Annotated in this window: 13 protein-coding genes and 1 riboswitch; of the genes, 4 read left to right on the top strand and 9 right to left on the bottom strand. The window is 46.1% G+C overall.

Features of this window, described 5'->3' with window-relative positions; genetic code table 11:
- Positions 1–7: 7 nt before the first annotated feature.
- The 3 genes from R7190_RS15930 to R7190_RS15920 form a co-directional block, all read right to left on the bottom strand.
- Positions 8–799 carry a DeoR/GlpR family transcriptional regulator gene (locus tag R7190_RS15930; RefSeq protein WP_186584703.1) on the bottom strand — a complete coding sequence of 264 codons (792 nt, stop codon included), beginning with the start codon at positions 797–799 and terminating at the stop codon, positions 8–10.
- A gap of 159 nt (positions 800–958) precedes the next feature.
- On the bottom strand, positions 959–2,476 hold the full coding sequence (glpK, locus tag R7190_RS15925; RefSeq protein WP_005380193.1) for a glycerol kinase GlpK: 1,518 nt from the start codon (positions 2,474–2,476) through the stop codon (positions 959–961).
- Positions 2,477–2,535: 59 nt separating this feature from the next.
- On the bottom strand, positions 2,536–3,390 hold the full coding sequence (locus R7190_RS15920; protein WP_005380195.1) for an MIP/aquaporin family protein: 855 nt from the start codon (positions 3,388–3,390) through the stop codon (positions 2,536–2,538).
- Between the two features lie 896 nt (positions 3,391–4,286).
- Here R7190_RS15920 and glpT point away from each other — a divergent pair.
- Both glpT and glpQ read left to right on the top strand, forming a co-directional pair.
- The gene (gene glpT / locus R7190_RS15915) at positions 4,287–5,651 is read left to right on the top strand and encodes a glycerol-3-phosphate transporter (RefSeq protein ID WP_005380199.1); all 1,365 of its coding nucleotides are present in this window, start codon (positions 4,287–4,289) and stop codon (positions 5,649–5,651) included.
- A 56-nt stretch (positions 5,652–5,707) separates the two neighbouring features.
- Positions 5,708–6,763, top strand: a complete 1,056-nt coding sequence (gene glpQ / locus R7190_RS15910) for a glycerophosphodiester phosphodiesterase (RefSeq protein WP_025768218.1) — start codon at positions 5,708–5,710, stop codon at positions 6,761–6,763.
- Positions 6,764–6,844: 81 nt separating this feature from the next.
- Here glpQ and dapD read toward each other — a convergent pair whose 3' ends face one another.
- The 5 genes from dapD to R7190_RS15885 form a co-directional block, all read right to left on the bottom strand.
- Entirely contained in the window at positions 6,845–7,876 is a 1,032-nt protein-coding gene (gene dapD, locus R7190_RS15905) for a 2,3,4,5-tetrahydropyridine-2,6-dicarboxylate N-succinyltransferase (protein ID WP_042521367.1), read from the bottom strand.
- Positions 7,877–8,200: 324 nt separating this feature from the next.
- A complete protein-coding gene (locus R7190_RS15900; RefSeq protein ID WP_009707468.1) occupies positions 8,201–9,184 on the bottom strand; it encodes a GGGtGRT protein in 984 nt (327 codons plus the stop codon).
- Between the two features lie 23 nt (positions 9,185–9,207).
- Complete coding sequence (locus R7190_RS15895) at positions 9,208–9,900, bottom strand: iron-sulfur cluster assembly scaffold protein (protein ID WP_005386501.1); 693 nt, start codon at positions 9,898–9,900, stop codon at positions 9,208–9,210.
- 259 nt (positions 9,901–10,159) lie between these two features.
- Positions 10,160–10,235, bottom strand: a riboswitch (Fluoride riboswitch).
- A 156-nt stretch (positions 10,236–10,391) separates the two neighbouring features.
- Complete coding sequence (locus R7190_RS15890) at positions 10,392–10,691, bottom strand: YebG family protein (protein ID WP_005380208.1); 300 nt, start codon at positions 10,689–10,691, stop codon at positions 10,392–10,394.
- A gap of 128 nt (positions 10,692–10,819) precedes the next feature.
- A complete protein-coding gene (locus tag R7190_RS15885) occupies positions 10,820–11,746 on the bottom strand; it encodes a LysR substrate-binding domain-containing protein (protein ID WP_054577570.1) in 927 nt (308 codons plus the stop codon).
- A gap of 109 nt (positions 11,747–11,855) precedes the next feature.
- Between R7190_RS15885 and R7190_RS15880 the strand changes: the two genes are divergently transcribed.
- Complete coding sequence (locus tag R7190_RS15880; RefSeq protein ID WP_005391714.1) at positions 11,856–12,830, top strand: TDT family transporter; 975 nt, start codon at positions 11,856–11,858, stop codon at positions 12,828–12,830.
- A gap of 75 nt (positions 12,831–12,905) precedes the next feature.
- Here the strand turns inward: R7190_RS15880 and R7190_RS15875 are convergent, their stop codons facing one another.
- Positions 12,906–14,729 carry a DUF3413 domain-containing protein gene (locus R7190_RS15875; RefSeq protein WP_042521370.1) on the bottom strand — a complete coding sequence of 608 codons (1,824 nt, stop codon included), beginning with the start codon at positions 14,727–14,729 and terminating at the stop codon, positions 12,906–12,908.
- Positions 14,730–14,981: 252 nt separating this feature from the next.
- Between R7190_RS15875 and recC the strand changes: the two genes are divergently transcribed.
- Positions 14,982–18,473 (top strand): exodeoxyribonuclease V subunit gamma, encoded by a 3,492-nt coding sequence (gene recC / locus R7190_RS15870; RefSeq protein ID WP_042521371.1) that lies wholly within the window; start codon positions 14,982–14,984, stop codon positions 18,471–18,473.
- The last annotated feature ends 35 nt before the right edge of the window (positions 18,474–18,508 follow it).

The raw sequence follows: 18,508 nt of genomic DNA, 5'->3' as shown, positions 1-18,508 counted from the left end.
ATTGACGTTACTCGTTTTCGGAGTTTGATTCGTTAGCTTCAACCACTTCAAGTGGGATAGAAGCTTCCTTCAAAATTGACAAGATTTCTTCTGGTGGCTGCTTATTGGTAAAGATCATGTTGAGCTGTGCAATATTGCCTAGTTTCACCATAGCATTGCGCCCGAACTTGGTGTGGTCTACGGCAAGAAATACACTACGGCTATTGTCAATGATCGCTTGTTTGACCCGGACTTCGTGGTAATCAAAGTCTAATAGCGAGCCATCGAAGTCGATACCGCTAATGCCGAGAATACCAAAGTCGAGACGGAACTGTTTAACGAAATCGAGGGTAGCCTCGCCAACAATACCGCCGTCTCTGCTGCGGACTTCTCCACCCGCTAAGATGACTTTGATTTCAGGGTTAGGGAAAAGAATGGTCGCAACATTGATGTTGTTGGTGACAACACGCAACTGTTTATGGTTTTTATTGAGCGCTCGCGCAACTGCTTCTGGTGTGGTGCCGATATCGATGAATAGTGTGGCACCATCTGGAATGTGTTTGACTACCACGTCTGCAATGACATCTTTTTCATTGAAGTTGAGCGCTTTACGCGTGTTGTAAGATGTGTTTTCAGAACTGAGAGGAATAGTGGCTCCACCGTGATAACGACGAATTTTGTTGTCATCGGCGAGTTCATTGAGATCGCGTCGGATGGTTTGTGGGCTGACATTGAATCTTTCTACTAACTCATCCGTGCTGACATAGCCTTGTTTTTTCACCAGCTCAACAATCTGCTGGTGTCGAGGTATTTGCTTCACTTACCACTCCCTTGTGCATTGGTAACGGCCAATGCTTCAAATTCGAAGCTCTATTGTGCTCGAATTTGCTCGTTGTGAGAAGTAAGCGAGTTCAGGAATCGGGGATAAAGCGCAAAAAGAGCGCACAAATGGCGCTCTTTTTTTCTTATGGAGATGAGATTAATCTTCTTCGTCGTGAAGTTCAGACCAGGTTTGTGCACATTTCACTGCACGTTTCCAGCCCTTGTAACGACGATTGCGTTTTTCTTCATCATCGTGTGGCTCAAAGGTGCGATCAAGTACCGCTTTATTCTGCAACTCATCAATGCTATCCCAGTAACCAACTGCAAGGCCGGCAAGGTAGGCTGCACCAAGAGCGGTAACCTCAGTTACTTGAGGGCGGTGTACTTCTGTGTTCAATACATCGGATTGGAATTGCATTAGGAAGTTGTTCGCTACTGCACCACCATCGACGCGAAGGTTCGCAAGCTTAATGCCTGAGTCAGCTTGCATCGCATCCAGTACGTCACGAGTTTGATAAGCGATGCCTTCCAATGTTGCACGGATGATATGGTTTGAATTCACACCGCGAGTAAGGCCGACAATCGTGCCACGTGCGTAGGCATCCCAGTATGGAGCGCCTAAACCAGTAAATGCAGGCACGACATAAACGCCGTTTGATGTATCCACTTTTGTCGCGAAGTATTCAGAGTCTTCTGCACCGTTTAGGATTTTCAATTCATCGCGTAGCCATTGGATAGAAGCTCCACCCATGAATACGGCGCCTTCAAGTGCATAAGCTGGTTCGCCTGCAGGACCACAAGCCAAAGTAGTTAGAAGGCCATGTGTCGAAGTGACTTTTTCTTGGCCCGTATTCATTAGCAAGAAACAACCCGTACCGTAAGTGTTTTTCGCTTGACCCGCTTCAACACACATTTGGCCGTAAAGCGCCGCTTGTTGGTCACCTGCGATTCCAGAAATAGGAATACGAGTACCGCCTTTACCACCGATGTTGGTTTTACCGTAAATTTCCGATGAGCGCTTCACTTCTGGCATCATAGATGCTGGAATGCCAAGCTCATCTAACATTTTTTGATCCCAACATAGATCGTTGATGTTAAACAGCATGGTACGCGATGCATTAGTGTAGTCGGTTACGTGAACGCGACCTTGAGTCATCTTCCAAACTAACCAAGTATCGACAGTACCAAACAACAGCTTGCCTGCTTCTGCGTCTTCTCGTGCGCCTTCAACATTGTCCAGAATCCATTTAACTTTGGTACCTGAGAAGTAAGGGTCAAGCACCAAACCAGTGTTGTCACGTACATAGTTTTCGAGACCGCGTGCTTTTAAATCTTCACAGATATCAGCAGTACGGCGACATTGCCATACGATCGCATTGTAAACGGGTTTACCTGTTTCTTTGTTCCAGACGATGGTCGTTTCACGCTGGTTAGTAATACCGATAGCCGCTAATTGGTCGCTACGGATGCCAGACTTAGCTAGAGCTTCTACTAAAGTAGAGCTTTGTGTTGCCCAGATCTCCATTGGATCATGTTCAACCCAACCAGCTTCTGGATAAATCTGAGTAAATTCGCGTTGCGCGACGCTTACGATGTTCGCATCGTGATCAAGAATCACTGCGCGAGAGCTTGTTGTACCTTGGTCCAGGGCAACAATGTATTTTTGCTCAGTCATGGTAAGAATCCTTTTGTTTCGTTATTTATATTTTAGTAAATGTTCGAGTTACGTCAGTTTTAAGCTCTAGCTTCTTCTGTTTCTTCTTCCGTCTCACATTGGTTTGGAATCGTACAACCGTGGCCTTGTTGTGGAAGGTAAGCGGCAATCGCTTTTGGATACAACCAACCACCAAAACACGCACCTGCAATCGGAGCAAGTAAAGGCACGATAAAGTAAGGAATGTCTTTAGCACCTGTCAGAGCGTAATCCCAACCTGCGAAGTAAGCGAACAGCTTCGGTCCAAAGTCACGAGCAGGGTTCATCGCAAAGCCTGTTAGTGGGCCAAGTGAACCACCGATGACGGCAATCAAAATACCGATCAATAGAGGGTTCATTGCGCCACGTGCTGCGCCGTTATTTTCATCGCCCAGAGCCAGAATCGCAAACATCAGCACAGCAGTGATAACGAATTCCACAGCAAAAGCACCAAAGAAAGAGAGGGAGGCATGCGGATAGGTTGAGAAGATACCAGCAGTTGCTAGTGCATCTTGGCTGCTGCGAACGAAGTTATGAGCGATTTCGTAGTCGGTGAAAAGGTTGCTGTATAAGCTGTATACCAATGCAGCAGAACAGAATGCCCCAAGCATTTGAGCGATAATGTATGGCACCACTTTCGCCTTATCAAAACCATGGAACATAGCAAGTGCGATGGTAACGGCAGGGTTGATGTGTGCACCAGAGACGCCAGCCGTACAGTAAATAGCGATGGCGACACCGAAGCCCCATACAATACTGATTTCCCATTGTCCAAATGATGCGCCTGTTAGAACTAAGGCTGCAACACAGCCTACGCCGAAGAAAATAAGTAGTCCTGTACCGATAAACTCGGCCAAACATTCTCCGAGCAGAGAGGGGTGTTTGTTCGTTGTCATGTTAAAAGTCCTTTGATCATTTTTGCCTGTCTAGCACGATACTATTGTGCATATATAAACGTTTGCGAAAACAAACGAGCGTTAAAAATGAGCGTTTGAGCATAAATTTGTTAATCAAAGTCTTCGTTTTTGTTAAATGGCGCATCTTTTAACCGGAAAAGAACACAACGAAAATAATTTATTTGTCACGAGGCCAGTGTTGAGAGCGCTCAAATTACCGATGTGAAAAAGAATGCACAACTGGTAAGAGGAGTTTTGTGAAGCTGCTACGTGCTTGGAGATTTATTACACAGAACTTGTGTAGCAGTTAACCCTAAAGGAGTAGGAGGATGTCAAATGTATCAAGGGCTAGCAGTGATATAAAAATACGCAGTCATGTTTGGACTTTTAGAAAAAATCGTCATCCCATTGATACCAATAGGATGAGTTGAGAAGAGAATAAACGCTGTTAATGTCTTGTGTTTGTGAATCATTGCTTCGGCTTGTATTCAAATAAAAAATTGTTTTTTTTATTTCGTTTGATGCTAAACGTGATCGTTTTTCAGCTTTTTAGTTATTAGTTGGTTCGGAGCGAGTAGGGCAGGCGTAAATCGCCCTTTTTACGGTTAGTTTATGTTCTAATTCGAGCCTTTGTTTCAAAGGTTTCGAATTGGAATGCTCAAGTGAGAGGTTTGAACATCAGTTTAATATTAACGAATCTTGAGTAAAGTTGAACGATGATCTAATTAATGCTCATATAATTTACTGTATTTACTTATATTTAATCCATGTGCAACATTTGTCACAGAAATAAAATCCTAACTCCATACAATTCATGAACTTTCGAACGAAGATTTATTTTGTTTCGTTCGCTCCTTTTGTGTTTTTACCATCGCATACAAAATAATGAGGTTCCTATGTTTGGAATATTCAAACCTAAGGCGCACATTGATCGTCTGTCCCCTGGCAGCATCGATAGCACCTACTCTCGCCTCCGTTGGCAACTCTTTATCGGTATCTTTGTTGGCTACGCCGGTTACTATCTAGTTCGTAAAAACTTCAGTTTGGCGATGCCTTATCTTATCGAGCAAGGCTTTAGCCGCGGAGACTTAGGTGTCGCCCTGGCAGCTGTTTCCATTGCATATGGTCTCTCTAAGTTTCTAATGGGCAGCGTTTCAGACCGCTCCAACCCTCGCTATTTCCTTAGTGGCGGCCTATTGATGTCTGCATTAGTGATGTTTTGCTTTGGCTTTATGCCATGGGCGACTGGTAGCGTCACTGCGATGTTCATTTTGCTTTTCTTAAACGGTTGGTTCCAAGGGATGGGGTGGCCTGCTTGTGGCCGAACCATGGTGCACTGGTGGTCACGTAAAGAGCGTGGTGAGATCGTTTCGGTTTGGAACGTGGCGCACAACGTGGGTGGCGGTTTGATTGGTCCACTATTTATTCTTGGCCTGTGGGCATTTAATGATGATTGGCGCACTGCATTTTATGTTCCTGCATTTTTCGCCACGTTGGTTGCTGTGTTTGTTTGGATGACGGTTCGCGATACCCCTCAGTCTTGTGGTCTGCCTCCTATTGAAGAATACAAAGACGATTACCCAGATGACTATGACAAGTCCCATGAACAAGAAATGACAGCGAAGGAAATCTTCTTCAAATACGTCTTCAACAACAAACTTCTTTGGTCGATTGCAATTGCAAACGCATTTGTTTACCTAATTCGTTACGGCGTACTGGACTGGGCACCTGTTTACCTAAAAGAAGCGAAGGATTTCTCGGTAGATAAATCGTCATGGGCTTATTTCTTATACGAATGGGCTGGCATTCCAGGAACACTATTGTGTGGTTGGATCTCTGACAAATTGTTCAAAGGTCGTCGTGCACCTGCTGGTATCTTATTTATGGTGTTAGTGACAGTTGCAGTGATGGTTTATTGGTTTAACCCTGCAGGCAACCCAACAGTAGATATGATGGCGCTTATTGCAATTGGCTTCCTAATCTATGGTCCGGTTATGCTGATCGGTTTGTACGCACTTGAACTCGCTCCGAAGAAAGCCGCAGGTACTGCCGCTGGTCTTACTGGTTTGTTTGGATACCTGGGTGGGGCAGTTGCCGCAAACGCGATTTTGGGCTACACCGTAGACCACTTTGGCTGGGATGGTGGCTTTATCATCTTAGTGGGTTCTTGTATTACTTCTATCGTGTGTTTGATGTACGCCTTCTTAGGTGAACGTGCGCACCACGAGCAAAAAGAGCGCGAGAAGGAAGCGCTAGCGTAATATTTATTTAAAGAGGCAGTGGAATACTGCCTCTTCGCTTTATCAAGGAAATAACAATGAAAACAAAGTCAGTATGTCTTACTTTTTTAGCACTTAGCCTCTCTGCTGGTGCGATTGCGAAGCCGCTTGTCATTGCGCATCGTGGTGCATCGGGCTACTTGCCTGAGCACACGCTAGAAGCCAAAGCACTTGCTTACGCAATGAAACCTGACTACATAGAGCAAGATGTGGTAATGACGAAAGATGACCAGTTGGTCGTGTTGCATGACCATTATCTCGATCGCGTAACGGATGTTGCGGAGCGTTTTCCTGATCGTGCACGTAAAGATGGTCGTTATTATGCGATTGATTTCACTCTGGCGGAAATCAAATCCTTGCGAGTAACTGAAGGCTTTAATATCGATGACAAAGGCAACAAAGTAGCGGGCTATCCAACCCGATTCCCTATGTGGAAATCTGATTTCACCGTGCCGACGTTTGCTGAAGAGATTGAGCTGATCCAAGGCTTAAACAAAACGCTGGGTTATGACATCGGTATTTACCCAGAAATTAAAGCGCCTTGGTTCCATCGTCATGAAGGTAAGGACATTTCTAAAGCAGTACTTAAAGTCTTGAAGCAGTACGGTTACGGCTCTCAAGACGACAAAGTCTACCTTCAGTGTTTTGATGCGAATGAACTTCAACGCATCAACAGTGAACTCATGCCTGCAATGGACATGGACTTAAAGCTCGTTCAGCTTATGGCTTACACGGACTGGAACGAAACTATGGTGTACAAAGGCGACAAGGCAACACCATACAGTTATGACTGGATGTTCGAAGCCGACGGAATGAAGAAAGTAGCGAGTTACGCGGAAGGAATTGGACCTTGGAAGCCGATGCTGGTGGATGATAAGTCAACCAAAGACAATATCATCATCAAGCCGTTGATGAAGGCTGCAAAAGACGCTGGCTTGCAAGTGCATCCATACACGTTCCGCGCCGATCCAGGACGCATTCCAGCGTACACTGACAGCTTTGAAGGCATGATGGATGTGTACTACAACCAAGTAAAAGTGGATGGTTTGTTTACTGATTTCCCAGATAAAGCGGTCAGCTTTTTAAATCAGTAATCACGCATTTTGCTGTAAGCTAAAAAATCCCCCAACAGTTTCCTGCTGGGGGATTTTTCGTAGGGTTAATTCACGAATGAATTAGTTGTTTTTATGCAGTTCGCTGTTCAGTTCAACCGCGCTCTTGTTAGCAAGACACTCGATTTGACCTGTTACAGAGTTACGACGGAACAGTAGGTCAGAAACACCTGCAAGATCGCGTGCTTTCACTACTTCTACTTCTTGGCCAGCAGAATCTAGCATGCGTACTTTAGAACCAGCAGTTACGTACAGACCTGATTCGATAGTACAACGGTCACCCATTGGGAAGCCAAGACCTGCGTTCGCGCCTAGTAGAGAGTTTTCACCGATAGAAACTACAACTTTACCGCCGCCAGATAGTGTGCCCATGATAGATGCGCCGCCGCCGATGTCAGAGCCGTTACCAACCACTACGCCAGCAGAGATACGACCTTCAACCATGCTCACGCCTGTTGTACCCGCGTTGAAGTTGATGAAGCCTTCGTGCATTACTGTTGTGCCTTCGCCAACGTGTGCGCCAAGACGTACGCGAGAAGTATCAGCGATACGAACGCCAGTTGGTACTACGTAGTCCACCATTTTAGGGAACTTGTCTACGCAATCTACGCTTAGTGCACGACCCGCTAGGCGAGCTTCAATTTGACGCTCTGCTAGTTCAGGTAGATCGATTGGACCTTCGTTAGTCCATGCGATGTTGTGCAGTAGACCGAAGATACCGTCTAGTACTGTGCCGTGTGGCTTAACTAGACGGTTAGAGATAAGTTGAAGTTTTAGGAAGCCTTCAGCAACACTTTGTGGCTGCTCGTCAGTGGCAAGGATAACCAGTACAAGTGGTTGTGCTGATTCTGCTGCTTTTGCTGCGAAAGATGCGTTTGCTGCATCGCCGTTTGCTTCAAATGCTGCTGCTAGTTCTGCGCTTTGTGCTGCAGAGATCTCGATAGCTTGGTTGCCTTGCTCATAACCTGCTACTGCTGCTAGTGCGTTAACAAGCGCTTCGCTTGGGTTAAGAACCGGGTTTGGGAAAAACGCTTCGATGATTTTGCCGTCGCGGTTTTTAGTTGCCGTACCAAAGGCTAGAGAGAAGAAAGCCATAGTTGATCTCCATGTGTTGAGTCTTGTGTCTCGTCTGTTCACTGACAAGAAATAATTAAGTTGTCAGTCATCATAAAGAGAGTATTGGGGAGTTTAAAGAGGGGAAATGGAGAAAGTCTGTAGATGGATACCTTTTGTCTTTTTAGAGATATGTTTGTCTGATGAGAAATGTGTCGCAAAAGCCTTATCAGACCGATTTGGGGTAAAGACAAAGTGAAGTTGAAGAAGGGGGCTTAGCAAAAAATAAGGGGAGGGCCGAAGTCACTCCCCCTACACTGGGTTTGTTGGATTTACTGGCTTTGAATAGTAAAGCGATAAATCGACTTAGAGGCTTAGCTCACCGACCTCTACCGCAAGTGCAACCGTTGCACCTACCATTGGATTATTGCCCATACCGATGAAGCCCATCATTGCTACGTGTGCTGGTACTGAAGAGCTACCCGCGAATTGCGCATCGGCGTGCATGCGACCCATAGTGTCTGTCATGCCGTAAGATGCAGGACCAGCCGCCACGTTATCTGGGTGTAGAGTACGACCAGTACCACCACCTGATGCCACAGAGAAGTAAGGCATGCCTTCACGGTTACGCTCTGCTTTGTAGATACCTGCTACTGGGTGTTGGAAGCGAGTCGGGTTAGTTGAGTTACCAGTGATGCTCACATCCACTTGTTCTTTATGCATGATAGCCACGCCTTCACGCACATCGTCTGCACCGTAGCAAAGGATCTCACCACGTGGACCTTGGGAGAAACGGCGACGTTCTACTTCCACTAACTCACCAGTTTGGTAGTTGTACTGAGTGCGTACGTAAGTGAAACCATTGATGCGTGAGATGAGGTAAGCGGCGTCTTTACCCAAACCGTTCAGGATCACTTTCAACGGATTTTTGCGTGATTTGTTGACGTTCAATGCGATTTTGATTGCGCCTTCTGCCGCTGCGAATGACTCATGGCCCGCAAGGAAAGCGAAACAGCCACTTTCTTCATTCAATAGACGAGCCGCCAATGCACCGTGACCGATACCCACTCGGCGTTGTTCTGCTACGCTGCCTGGTTTTGTGCAGGCTTGAAGGCCTTCACCGATGATGTTTGCAGCTTCTTCTGCTGTTTTTGCTCCGCGGAAAATCGCCAAAGCAGTGCCTAGCGTGTAGGCATCGGCAGCGCTTTCAAACGCGATAGGTTGAGTGTCCATCACTAGTGCTTTAGGGTCGATACCACGATCCATACAGTATTGGTAAGCCTCTTCCAGAGAAGAAAGTTGCATTTCGTCTAATGTGCGACGTACAGATTCAGTAATTGGAGTGTTCATAATCTCTTTCCTCTTGGTGGCAATTATTGTTGGCGTGGGTTGATGGTAGTTACGGCTTCGTCAAAACGACCGTAAGTCCCCGTTGCTTTGTCTGCGGCTTCTGCAGCAGATACGCCTTCGTTGATGGCTTTCATCATCTTGCCGAGGTTGAGATATTGGTAACCAATCACTTCTTTGTTTTCGTCTAGCGCGAGTTTTGTTACGTAGCCTTCAGCCAACTCCATGTAACGCACGCCTTTTGCTTTAGTTGAGTAACTAGTACCCACTTGGCTACGTTGAGTTTGACCAAGGTCTTCCAGTGCCGCACCAATTTCCAAGCCGCCTTCAGAGAAAGCAGATTGAGTACGACCGTAAACAAATTGAAGGAAGATTTCGCGCATCGCGACGTTAATAGCATCACATACCAAGTCGGTATTCAGTGCTTCAAGAATGGTTTTGCCAGTTAGGATTTCTGCGGCCATCGCGGCTGATTGAGTCATGCCTGAACAGCCGATCGTTTCGATCAAAGCTTCTTCGATGATGCCGTTTTTGACGTTAAGAGTCAGTTTTGCTGCACCTTGTTGAGGAGCACAAGCACCAACGCCGTGGCTAAGACCAGAAATCGCGATAACGTCTTTTGGATTGATCATTGCGCCTTCGACAGGGATCGGTGCAGATGCATGAAGATCGCCGCGTTGAATCGGGCACATTGATTGGATTTCGTGTGAGTATTGCATAGTGTTTTCCCAGTGTACGATATCCAGCCTATTTGTCAGACTCAACGGCGTTGACTGCTCTTATTCGCTCCATCAAATAGAAAACTATGTTCAGGAGGTTCATGCGTTTGTTGCCTTGTTGAGTTAACAACTATTTTGGATATCTTTTTAATTTTTGAGAAAACAGGAGCGGGGTTGGAGAAGAGTTGAATTGCTCACTACAGAACTCTCGCTTTCACAACATAAGCGAAAGCACTTCCAACAGGGCTGACCTGTTTTCGTTTCTGTAGGAGTCATTAGCTTTAACAGCGGTTCGAATCTTTCGATTCCGGTGGTACCCCATCACCGAACCCATTTAGACTAGATCTAAGTCACACTAATCTGCAACATGAAATTTAGAGCAATTTGGGATATTAAATCGGTTCTTTATATTCTCAGAGATATATGGAGATAAACGGAAGGAATAAAAAAACGCCGCATAATGCGACGTTTTTTCTAAACAAATGAGAGGCTTATGCAGCGTCTTCTTGCTCGCTATCTTCTTCAACAGCTTCAAGCTTCTTTGCTTTTTTTGGTGCAGGTTTACGTTTTGCACCAAGAGCGTAAAGCACTTCTTCTTTGTTTTGCGCAAGGAACATTGCAAGATCTTCTTGCTTACCTTCGTCTTCTAGAAGTTCACTTTTACCCAGCAGTGAGAATAACTCGTCTGCCATATCCAGCATTTTGTCGTATGCGTCAGCTTCCGCTTTAGAGGTAAAAGTCATTTTCTCTTCTCCATTGCGTTCTACCACGTACTTGACGATTACAGCCATGGTTGGTCCCCTAATTTGGTGTATTGATACTGGCTTTTTATACAGTTTTTGACCAATCAAGTCTAGCGACAAGCCTCAGAATGAGAGACACGTACAACTAACTGACTAGCATTTAAACTATCTTGGTTTCACTTTGCGGATTTGTCCGCCAAAGGAAGGTTTGTTGGTCGCTCCCAATCTTGGCAAAATTCGATAAACGTTCTGAGCAATGGGCTTTGATATTTCTCTTTATGAACCAGTAACCAGAAGCGACGTTTCATATCTAAAGGCATGTCGAGCAGTTTTACGCGGCCGTCACGAATAGCAGGTTCTGCAGACAAACGTGACAAGCAACCTAAGCCTAACCCTGCCGATACTGAGTTGATCAACGCTTCGGTGGTATTGAGCTGAAAAGCTTCATGCCAATGTTCCAAGCGCGGTGCGACAACGCGCATAAAAAATTCGCGTGAACCAGATCCTGCCTCTCGCAATATCCATTCACTGTTTTCTAGCTCGGTTAAGTTTACTGGCCCTTCGTGCGCGGCTGGGTAATCGGGCGCGCAAATCACGCACATTTCATCTTCGCTAAACTGGGTAGACTGCAATTCAGGGTGAAGTGTTTTGCCCTCAATGAGGGCTATGTCTAACTCGTAATCGGTCAGCATGTCGCAGATTTGTGCGGAGTTAGAAATGAACAGGCTTTGAGAACGATGGTTCGTTTGCTGACGAAATTCGCTAAGCAAATAGGGCGCGACTTGGTTGCCAATGGTGTCGCTGGCACCAATGCGAAGTTGGCCCGATAGCGCTTGGTCACCATCGAAAATGCTCTCGATGTCCTTGGCTCGGTTGAGTAATTCGTCCGCCAGTGGCAGCAGTTTTTGACCTTCTTGGTTCAAAATTAGTCGGTTATTAACACGATCAAACAAGTGATGGCCGATCTGCTTTTCTAATTCTGAGAGTGCCATGCTCACAGCGGCTTTCGATAAAAAGAGACTATCAGAAGCCGCTGTGAGCGTTTTGTGCTGCGTGATCGTCGTAAACACTTTCAGTTGTTTAAGAGAAATGTGACTTGCCATACCCCACCGTTAAGTAATTCTGAACGTTTGTTTTAAATAATTAGATATATCGGAACGAAGTGCAAGCGTATTATACGTCCCATCAAGAGTGAGTCTGGTTGAGGTCATCATGATTCAAAGAACAAAAGCAAAAGTAATGGGAGCGCCAACTCCAATGGCGGGTTTGGCTCTTGGTATTGCAAGCTTGGGCTGGAGTTGGGAAAACTTCGCCGAATTACATGGCTACGGACAGTGGATTAGTGCGGGTATCGCAAGCATATTGTTGGCTATATTGGCAACCAAGTTTTTGCTACATAATCATCTGTTGAGACAAGATCTTGCTCATCCGGTTGTGGGCAGCGTGGTTCCGACATTTGCGATGGGCACTATGGTGGTATCGAACTCTCTCGGCCATTTTTACCCATTAGCTGGCGATGCGCTTTGGCTGATTGCGGTGGTTTTGCACATCGTGTTCTTGGTGAGCTTTGTTTACCATCGCGCCAAAGATTTTGAATTGCACCACATGGTTCCTAGTTGGTTTGTACCGCCAGTGGGTATCATCGTTGCGGATGTGTCTTTCTCTGGCAACCCTATGTTAGCACCAGTGGCACAAGGTGCATTGATGTTTGGTATGGTGGCGTACGCGATCATGTTGCCGATGATGATTTACCGTTTCATGTTTACCCATGAAATTCCGGATGCAGCAAAACCAACCATGGCAATTATGGCGGCGCCAGCAAGTCTATCATTGGCAGGGTACTTAACGGTCACTGCGACACCATCACCAGTGATCATCGCTATGCTATTTGGTATCGCGGTATTGATGACAGCCATCATTTACCTCGCATTCTTTAAATTGCTTAGACTGCCATTTAGCCCAGGCTATGCGGCGTTCACTTTCCCGATGGTGATCGGTGCGACGGCGCTGTTTAAAATGGCGAATTGGATGGAGTTGCAAGGATTGGCTGCGCACTATGTTCAACAAGTGCGAGGCTTAGCTAGTCTTGAGTTGATTGTGGCAACATTTGTTGTCTCTTATGTGGCCTTACAATACATCAACAACTTGTTGATTCAGCCACGCTTGATGCACGCTCATCACGCTTAAATAGCAGATAGGAAAAAGCCTCTTGGTCTTACAACCAAGAGGCTTTTTTATTTCAATCGGCGTCGATGTTGGACGCTAGCCTTTTTTGTAAAATCGCGACATCTCATCCAGAGAATGACGAATGATATCGACAGGAACTTTCTGTTCTTTCTCGACTTTTAACTGGCGATTCAGTTGCTGAGAGTGCCCGCCAGGGTTGACCACAAGCATCAGCTCTTTGCCGACCAATGCATAGTTGTAGTAGCTGCCTGCAATATACCAATCGCGAGAGGCTGAGCTATCAAACAAGTTATGACCAACGCTGTATGAACTCGTTGTGCCTTGAACGTCAAACAGCGTATTCATCATGGTTGGCACGACGTCAAAATGGGTCGTGCGGTAATCAACTTGCTCTGGCTGACGATTTGGCATGTACACGTAAAGAGGCACATGTACTTGAACGTCACTGTAGTTACCCGTGTGGCCCCAATAGTTCATCTTATGGTCATTAAACTCTTCACCATGATCTGATGAAATCACCACAATGGTATTGTCTAAGTCGACGTTTTTCAGCACATCACCAATCAAGCTATCGATGTAGTACAACGAGTTCTTGTATCGATTATGGTAAAGCGAAGCGTCAAAATCGTTGTTGAGCAAAATGTGGTCAACGCGTTCCCAGTATGGTTTGAATTTCGCAAATTCAGGTTCGGGAAATACTGTGCCATGGGCGGCATCGTAGAACAGAAAACCAAAGTACGGCTTGTCGCTATCCTGCTTTTGGAACTCGATGAACTTGTCTGTTATCTGCTGATCGCGCTCGACAGCTGTTTCCCCAGTTTGTTTCAGGGTCAAGTCCGACACTTTTTTGAATACCGTGCGAGAAAGTGGCGGGCTGGTGAGCGGTGCCGAGCCAAAAATGCCCATGCGGTAGCCTTCTGCTTGCAGCGTATCCATAAAAACAGGAGAGCGTTGACTTGCGTAAAAGCTTTCCCAGTAGGTCGCTGGCAAGCTGTAAAACAGGCTGAAAATACCCGCTTGAGTTGAGTTGCCGCCGCTCATATGTTGTGTGAAATTCACTGTTTTTTCGGCGAACTTGCTGACATTTGGCATGACTTCCGGCGTCGCATCACTGTAGCGCCACGCATCAACCAAGATAAACAAGACATTGGGCTGTTTCTCTTTGCTTTGCACTTGAATCGGCGCAAGCGGATAGTTGAGTGAGCTACGTTCAATGTTGGTTAACTCTACGCGGTTCTTCGATGCAATGTTCTCATCCACTAGGTCGTGTTTGTAAATAAATTTACGAGCCGTCAGCGGGTAGTAAAGTGGCCAGTTATTCGAAAACTGACTGACTTCATCGTCGTAAAGTGCGTTTTTGTACGCATGAATCATCTGCGTGCTAAGCAATACAGCAAACCAGACGCTGATCAAAACGAACTTAGCTCGGCTTTGTGCCAGTTGATTACTTACCCAAACGGTACAAGCGAGCCCGATCACCAGAACGGAAATTTCACTGATGAAGATTAGCCAACTCATCCACGAAATATCGAAGACATCACCGCCACCTTCGAAAAACATACGGATTAATAGGGCGTTGATGTGAAGTTTGTATTGCTGAAAAACGAGGATATCGACTTTAAACATGATCAATAGACAGATCGCGATAGCGATCACGATACCTTTGAATGCTCGAGTCGGTAGAAAAGAGAGCAATAAACTCAACAACATAAATGGAAGAGCGATCAAGCCCAGCCAGCCATATTGAGTCGAAACCAAATAGTAACCTTGCAACAAGGTTAGCGGTTCATTCTGATTGTTAGACAACACAAAAGGATAACAAGCGATCGACAGGTACACTGCAAAGCAAGCAAAAAAAGCAATCAGCCAAGCGCTGTTGGAAGACAGTTTGCGAAACATACTTTTTGTTTGTTTATAAATTATGGGTAGAGGGAGTATAAAACAGTGTTTTTTATTATGGAATAGTTGCGACGAATGTCACATTTTGTATGGAAGTGTCAGACTTGATTGACATGTGAAAATTCAGAAGATTCATACTCTATTTGAGTGATATATAACCTTTTGTTTTTTCCGAACGCGAGATCACTGCGGGTTTAAATGGGGCTGTGCTAAGCTAGCTAACAGTTTCAATCGGCGCTCGGTATTCCCAATTTGTTTACTGTTTATCACTCCAACCAAGTTGACGTTCTTAAATCACTCCTTGTCGAACTGATTCGAATCAGTCCGCTGGAAAACCCGTTCGAAAAAGAACAAATTCTGGTTCAAAGTCCGGGCATGTCCCAGTGGCTAAAAATGGAATTGGCCAAAGAGTTTGGTGTTGCCGCGAACATTGATTTTCCGCTCCCTGCTACTTTCATTTGGGAAATGTTTACGCAGGTGTTGCCAGACGTGCCAAAACGCAGTGCGTTTAACAAAGAAGCGATGACGTGGAAGTTGATGCATCTGCTGCCGGGGCTTCTCAACCAAGAGGTGTTTTCGCCGTTAGCGCAGTACCTCAAAGATGACATTGACCACTCTAAGCTGTATCAGCTGGCTGAGAAAATTGCCGATATTTTCGATGGTTACTTGGTGTATCGTCCGGAATGGATCGCAAGTTGGGAAGCTGGGCAGAGTGTGCCAGAGCTGGAAGATGAGCATCCGTGGCAGCCGATCTTATGGCAAGCGTTGTATGATCACACTGTGTCATTAGGGCAGTCTCCTTATCACCGTGCCAACCTTTATGAGCACTTTATCGACACGTTAGAGAGTTTTAACTGCAATTTTGACCATTTACCCAAGCGTTTGTTTGTTTTTGGCATTTCTTCGTTGCCGCCTCGCTATATGGATGCGCTAAAAGCAATTGGTGAACACATCGACGTGCATCTGATGTTCACTAACCCTTGTCGTTATTATTGGGGTGAAGTTCGAGATCGCAAATATCTGGCTCGTTTGGCGGCGAAACATCGTCAGCACGTTGTGTGGCAGGACGATCACTCGGAAGTGCAAGGTGAAACTGAGCAACTGAAAGGTTCATTGGAAGATAATGTGATCGATGAGCTGCACACCGATGTGGTCGGAAACAGTCTGTTGGCGTCCATGGGTAAACTCGGGCGCGACAATATGTATCTGTTGTCTCAGCTGGAATCTCATGAAATCGAAGCCTTTGTTGATGTTGAGCGCGACAGTCTGCTCCATCAATTGCAAGCGGATATTCTCAATCTTGAAGAACATCAAGATGACCAACAGATTGAAAACAGTCATCACAAACAAGTGGTTAGCTTGGGTGATAAATCACTGAGCCTACACGCTTGTCACAGCCCGATGCGCGAAGTGGAAGTGCTGCATGATCAACTATTGGCGATGTTCGATGCTGACCCAACGTTAAAACCGCGCGATATTATCGTGATGGTCGCGGACATCAACGCTTACAGCCCTGCGATTCAGGCGGTCTTTGGTAACGCGCCGGGTGAGCGTTTTATTCCATATTCGATTTCTGACCGAACCGCCGATCAAGAGAGTCCAATTCTGGCCGCATTTATGCAGTTGGTGAACTTACCCAATACGCGCTGTTTGGCATCAGAACTACTCGAACTTCTGGAAACTCCGGCGATATTAAAGCGTTTTGAACTCAGCGAAGATGATTTTTTACAAGCCAAACAATGGGTTGAGGAATCGGGGATTCGCTGGGGATTGGATGCCAATACCGGACGCGAATTTGAACTGCCGGAAACCCGTCAAAACACATGGCAATTTGGTATTCAACGCATGTTGCTTGGCTACGCGATGCCAGAATCCGCAGGTTTGTTTGAAACCGAGCAAGGCAGTTTGTCTCCGTACAACGAAGTGCAAGGCATGGGCGCAGAGCTGGCGGGCAAGTTGGCACACTTTATCCAACAAATTAGCACTTATCGAAGCAAACTTTCTCATGTTCAAACTATCGATGGTTGGCGAGAGACTTTGGTTTCACTGCTGGATGACTTCTTCTCAGTTGAGTTAGAAGGCGAAATGGCGCTCAAGTCCATTCGCGATACGCTCAGCCAACTCAAAGAGCAATTAGCTGATGCCGCATTTGATGATGCGTTATCGCCGTCGATCATCAGCCAATACCTTCAAAACAAATTATCTGGCACACGAGTCAGCCAGCGCTTCCTTGCTGGTCAAGTGAACTTTTGTACCCTGATGCCGATGCGCTCTATTCCGTTTAGAACCGTTTGTCTACTGGGGATGAATGACGGCGTGTACCCACGCTCCATGCCGCCAGAAGGCTTTGACTTGATGACAGGAAGAACCAAACCGGGCGACCGTTCGCGCCGAGATGATGACCGTTACCTATTCCTCGAAGCGATGTTGTCTGCACAACAAACGCTCTACATCAGTTATGTTGGCCGTTCAATCCAAGACAATACCGAGCGAGTGCCTTCGGTTCTGGTTTCTGAGCTGATGGAATACTGCCACCAAAACTATTGTTTAAGTGGTGATGAAGCGTTGCCCGTTGATGAGTCTGGCGACAACTTATTAAATGCGTTGGTGAATACCCACGCCATGGTGCCGTTTAGCCCAAGTGCGTTCCAAGGCATGCACGCCAGCTACGCGAAAGAGTGGATTCCAGCGGCATTGACTCAAACTAGTCAATCGCAAGGCTATGTTCGTCGTGATTTTAATCGGGCATTAGACGACTATCTGTTAGGAGCGACGTTCCCACTTGAGCTCGACTTAGTCGAGTTGCAACGTTTCTGGCGCTTACCTGTGCAGTATTTTTTCAATCGTCGTTTAAAAGTAACCTTTGAACCGCCACTACCGGTGATGGAAGACGACGAACCCTTTGTTTTAGGTGGTTTGGAAAGCTATCAAATGCGTGATGAGCTGTTAGAAACCTTGCTTGAAGCGACATTGATGCAGCCAGAGAAAAAAACAGAGGTGCTTAAACACTTTATGAGTCAACAGCGCGCGCAAGGCAAACTGCCGGTGGGGGCGTTTGGTGATATCGAGTTTGAAACCAACCGAGTTCAGGCGGAAGAGCTGGTGGATAAACTGGCGTTTTTATCTGGTGCGCCTCAAGACGATTTGGAAATCGACCTGACGTTTGACTCTTTGTTTGAGCGAAATGAAGGCGAAGAGAAAAACGTTCGCCTAACAGGTTGGCTAACCCAGTGTTACCAATCTGGGTTGATTCGTTACCGAAGCGGTAAGATTCGCTCGCAGGATTACCTTGCAGCGTGGATCGATCACCTTGCCATGTCGGCGTCGGGTTATGCCAAGAAAACTCATCTGATTGGCTACGATCGTAAAGAAGGCGCGCTGCATTTGATCTACCCAGAAATTGCCGATGTGCAGTATGCCAAACAGCTACTGACTGAATTGGTTCGCTTGTTCTTCGAAGGCATGACTAAGCCTTTGCCTTATTTCCCGAAAACGGCGTTGGCTTGTGTTGAAGCGGGCTTTAGCCGCGGTCAGTGGGTAGATGACGAAGAGAAATCTTTGAAGAAAATGGCTGACGCATTCAATGATGGCTTCATGAGCCCGGGCGAAGGCAGTAATGCGTACATCTCTCGAATTTGGCCTGCTTGGAATGATGAGTTGGCCTCAGAAGTTCGTTTGCTGACAGCATTAGTTTTGCAAGGTGCGCGCTTAGCGGTTCAAGACACTGATGACGTAAAAGCGTAAAAAAGACAGTTGGATAAAGAGAAGGAAGAGTAGGG

The sequence above is a fragment of the Vibrio sp. 1078-1 genome (assembly GCF_033340475.1).
Note: the sequence above shows the minus strand (reverse complement) of the source record. Positions and strands in the feature narration are given on the sequence as shown.

Excerpts from the sequence above, each read along its gene's own strand:
- glpT (WP_005380199.1), top strand. The coding sequence starts at position 4,287 with ATGTTTGGAATATTCAAACCTAAGGCGCACATTGATCGTCTGTCCCCT.
- R7190_RS15885 (WP_054577570.1), bottom strand. The coding sequence starts at position 11,746 with ATGGCAAGTCACATTTCTCTTAAACAACTGAAAGTGTTTACGACGATC.
- R7190_RS15895 (WP_005386501.1), bottom strand. The coding sequence starts at position 9,900 with ATGCAATACTCACACGAAATCCAATCAATGTGCCCGATTCAACGCGGC.
- R7190_RS15890 (WP_005380208.1), bottom strand. The coding sequence starts at position 10,691 with ATGGCTGTAATCGTCAAGTACGTGGTAGAACGCAATGGAGAAGAGAAA.
- R7190_RS15875 (WP_042521370.1), bottom strand. The coding sequence starts at position 14,729 with ATGTTTCGCAAACTGTCTTCCAACAGCGCTTGGCTGATTGCTTTTTTT.
- R7190_RS15900 (WP_009707468.1), bottom strand. The coding sequence starts at position 9,184 with ATGAACACTCCAATTACTGAATCTGTACGTCGCACATTAGACGAAATG.
- R7190_RS15920 (WP_005380195.1), bottom strand. The coding sequence starts at position 3,390 with ATGACAACGAACAAACACCCCTCTCTGCTCGGAGAATGTTTGGCCGAG.
- dapD (WP_042521367.1), bottom strand. The coding sequence starts at position 7,876 with ATGGCTTTCTTCTCTCTAGCCTTTGGTACGGCAACTAAAAACCGCGAC.
- glpK (WP_005380193.1), bottom strand. The coding sequence starts at position 2,476 with ATGACTGAGCAAAAATACATTGTTGCCCTGGACCAAGGTACAACAAGC.
- glpQ (WP_025768218.1), top strand. The coding sequence starts at position 5,708 with ATGAAAACAAAGTCAGTATGTCTTACTTTTTTAGCACTTAGCCTCTCT.
- R7190_RS15880 (WP_005391714.1), top strand. The coding sequence starts at position 11,856 with ATGATTCAAAGAACAAAAGCAAAAGTAATGGGAGCGCCAACTCCAATG.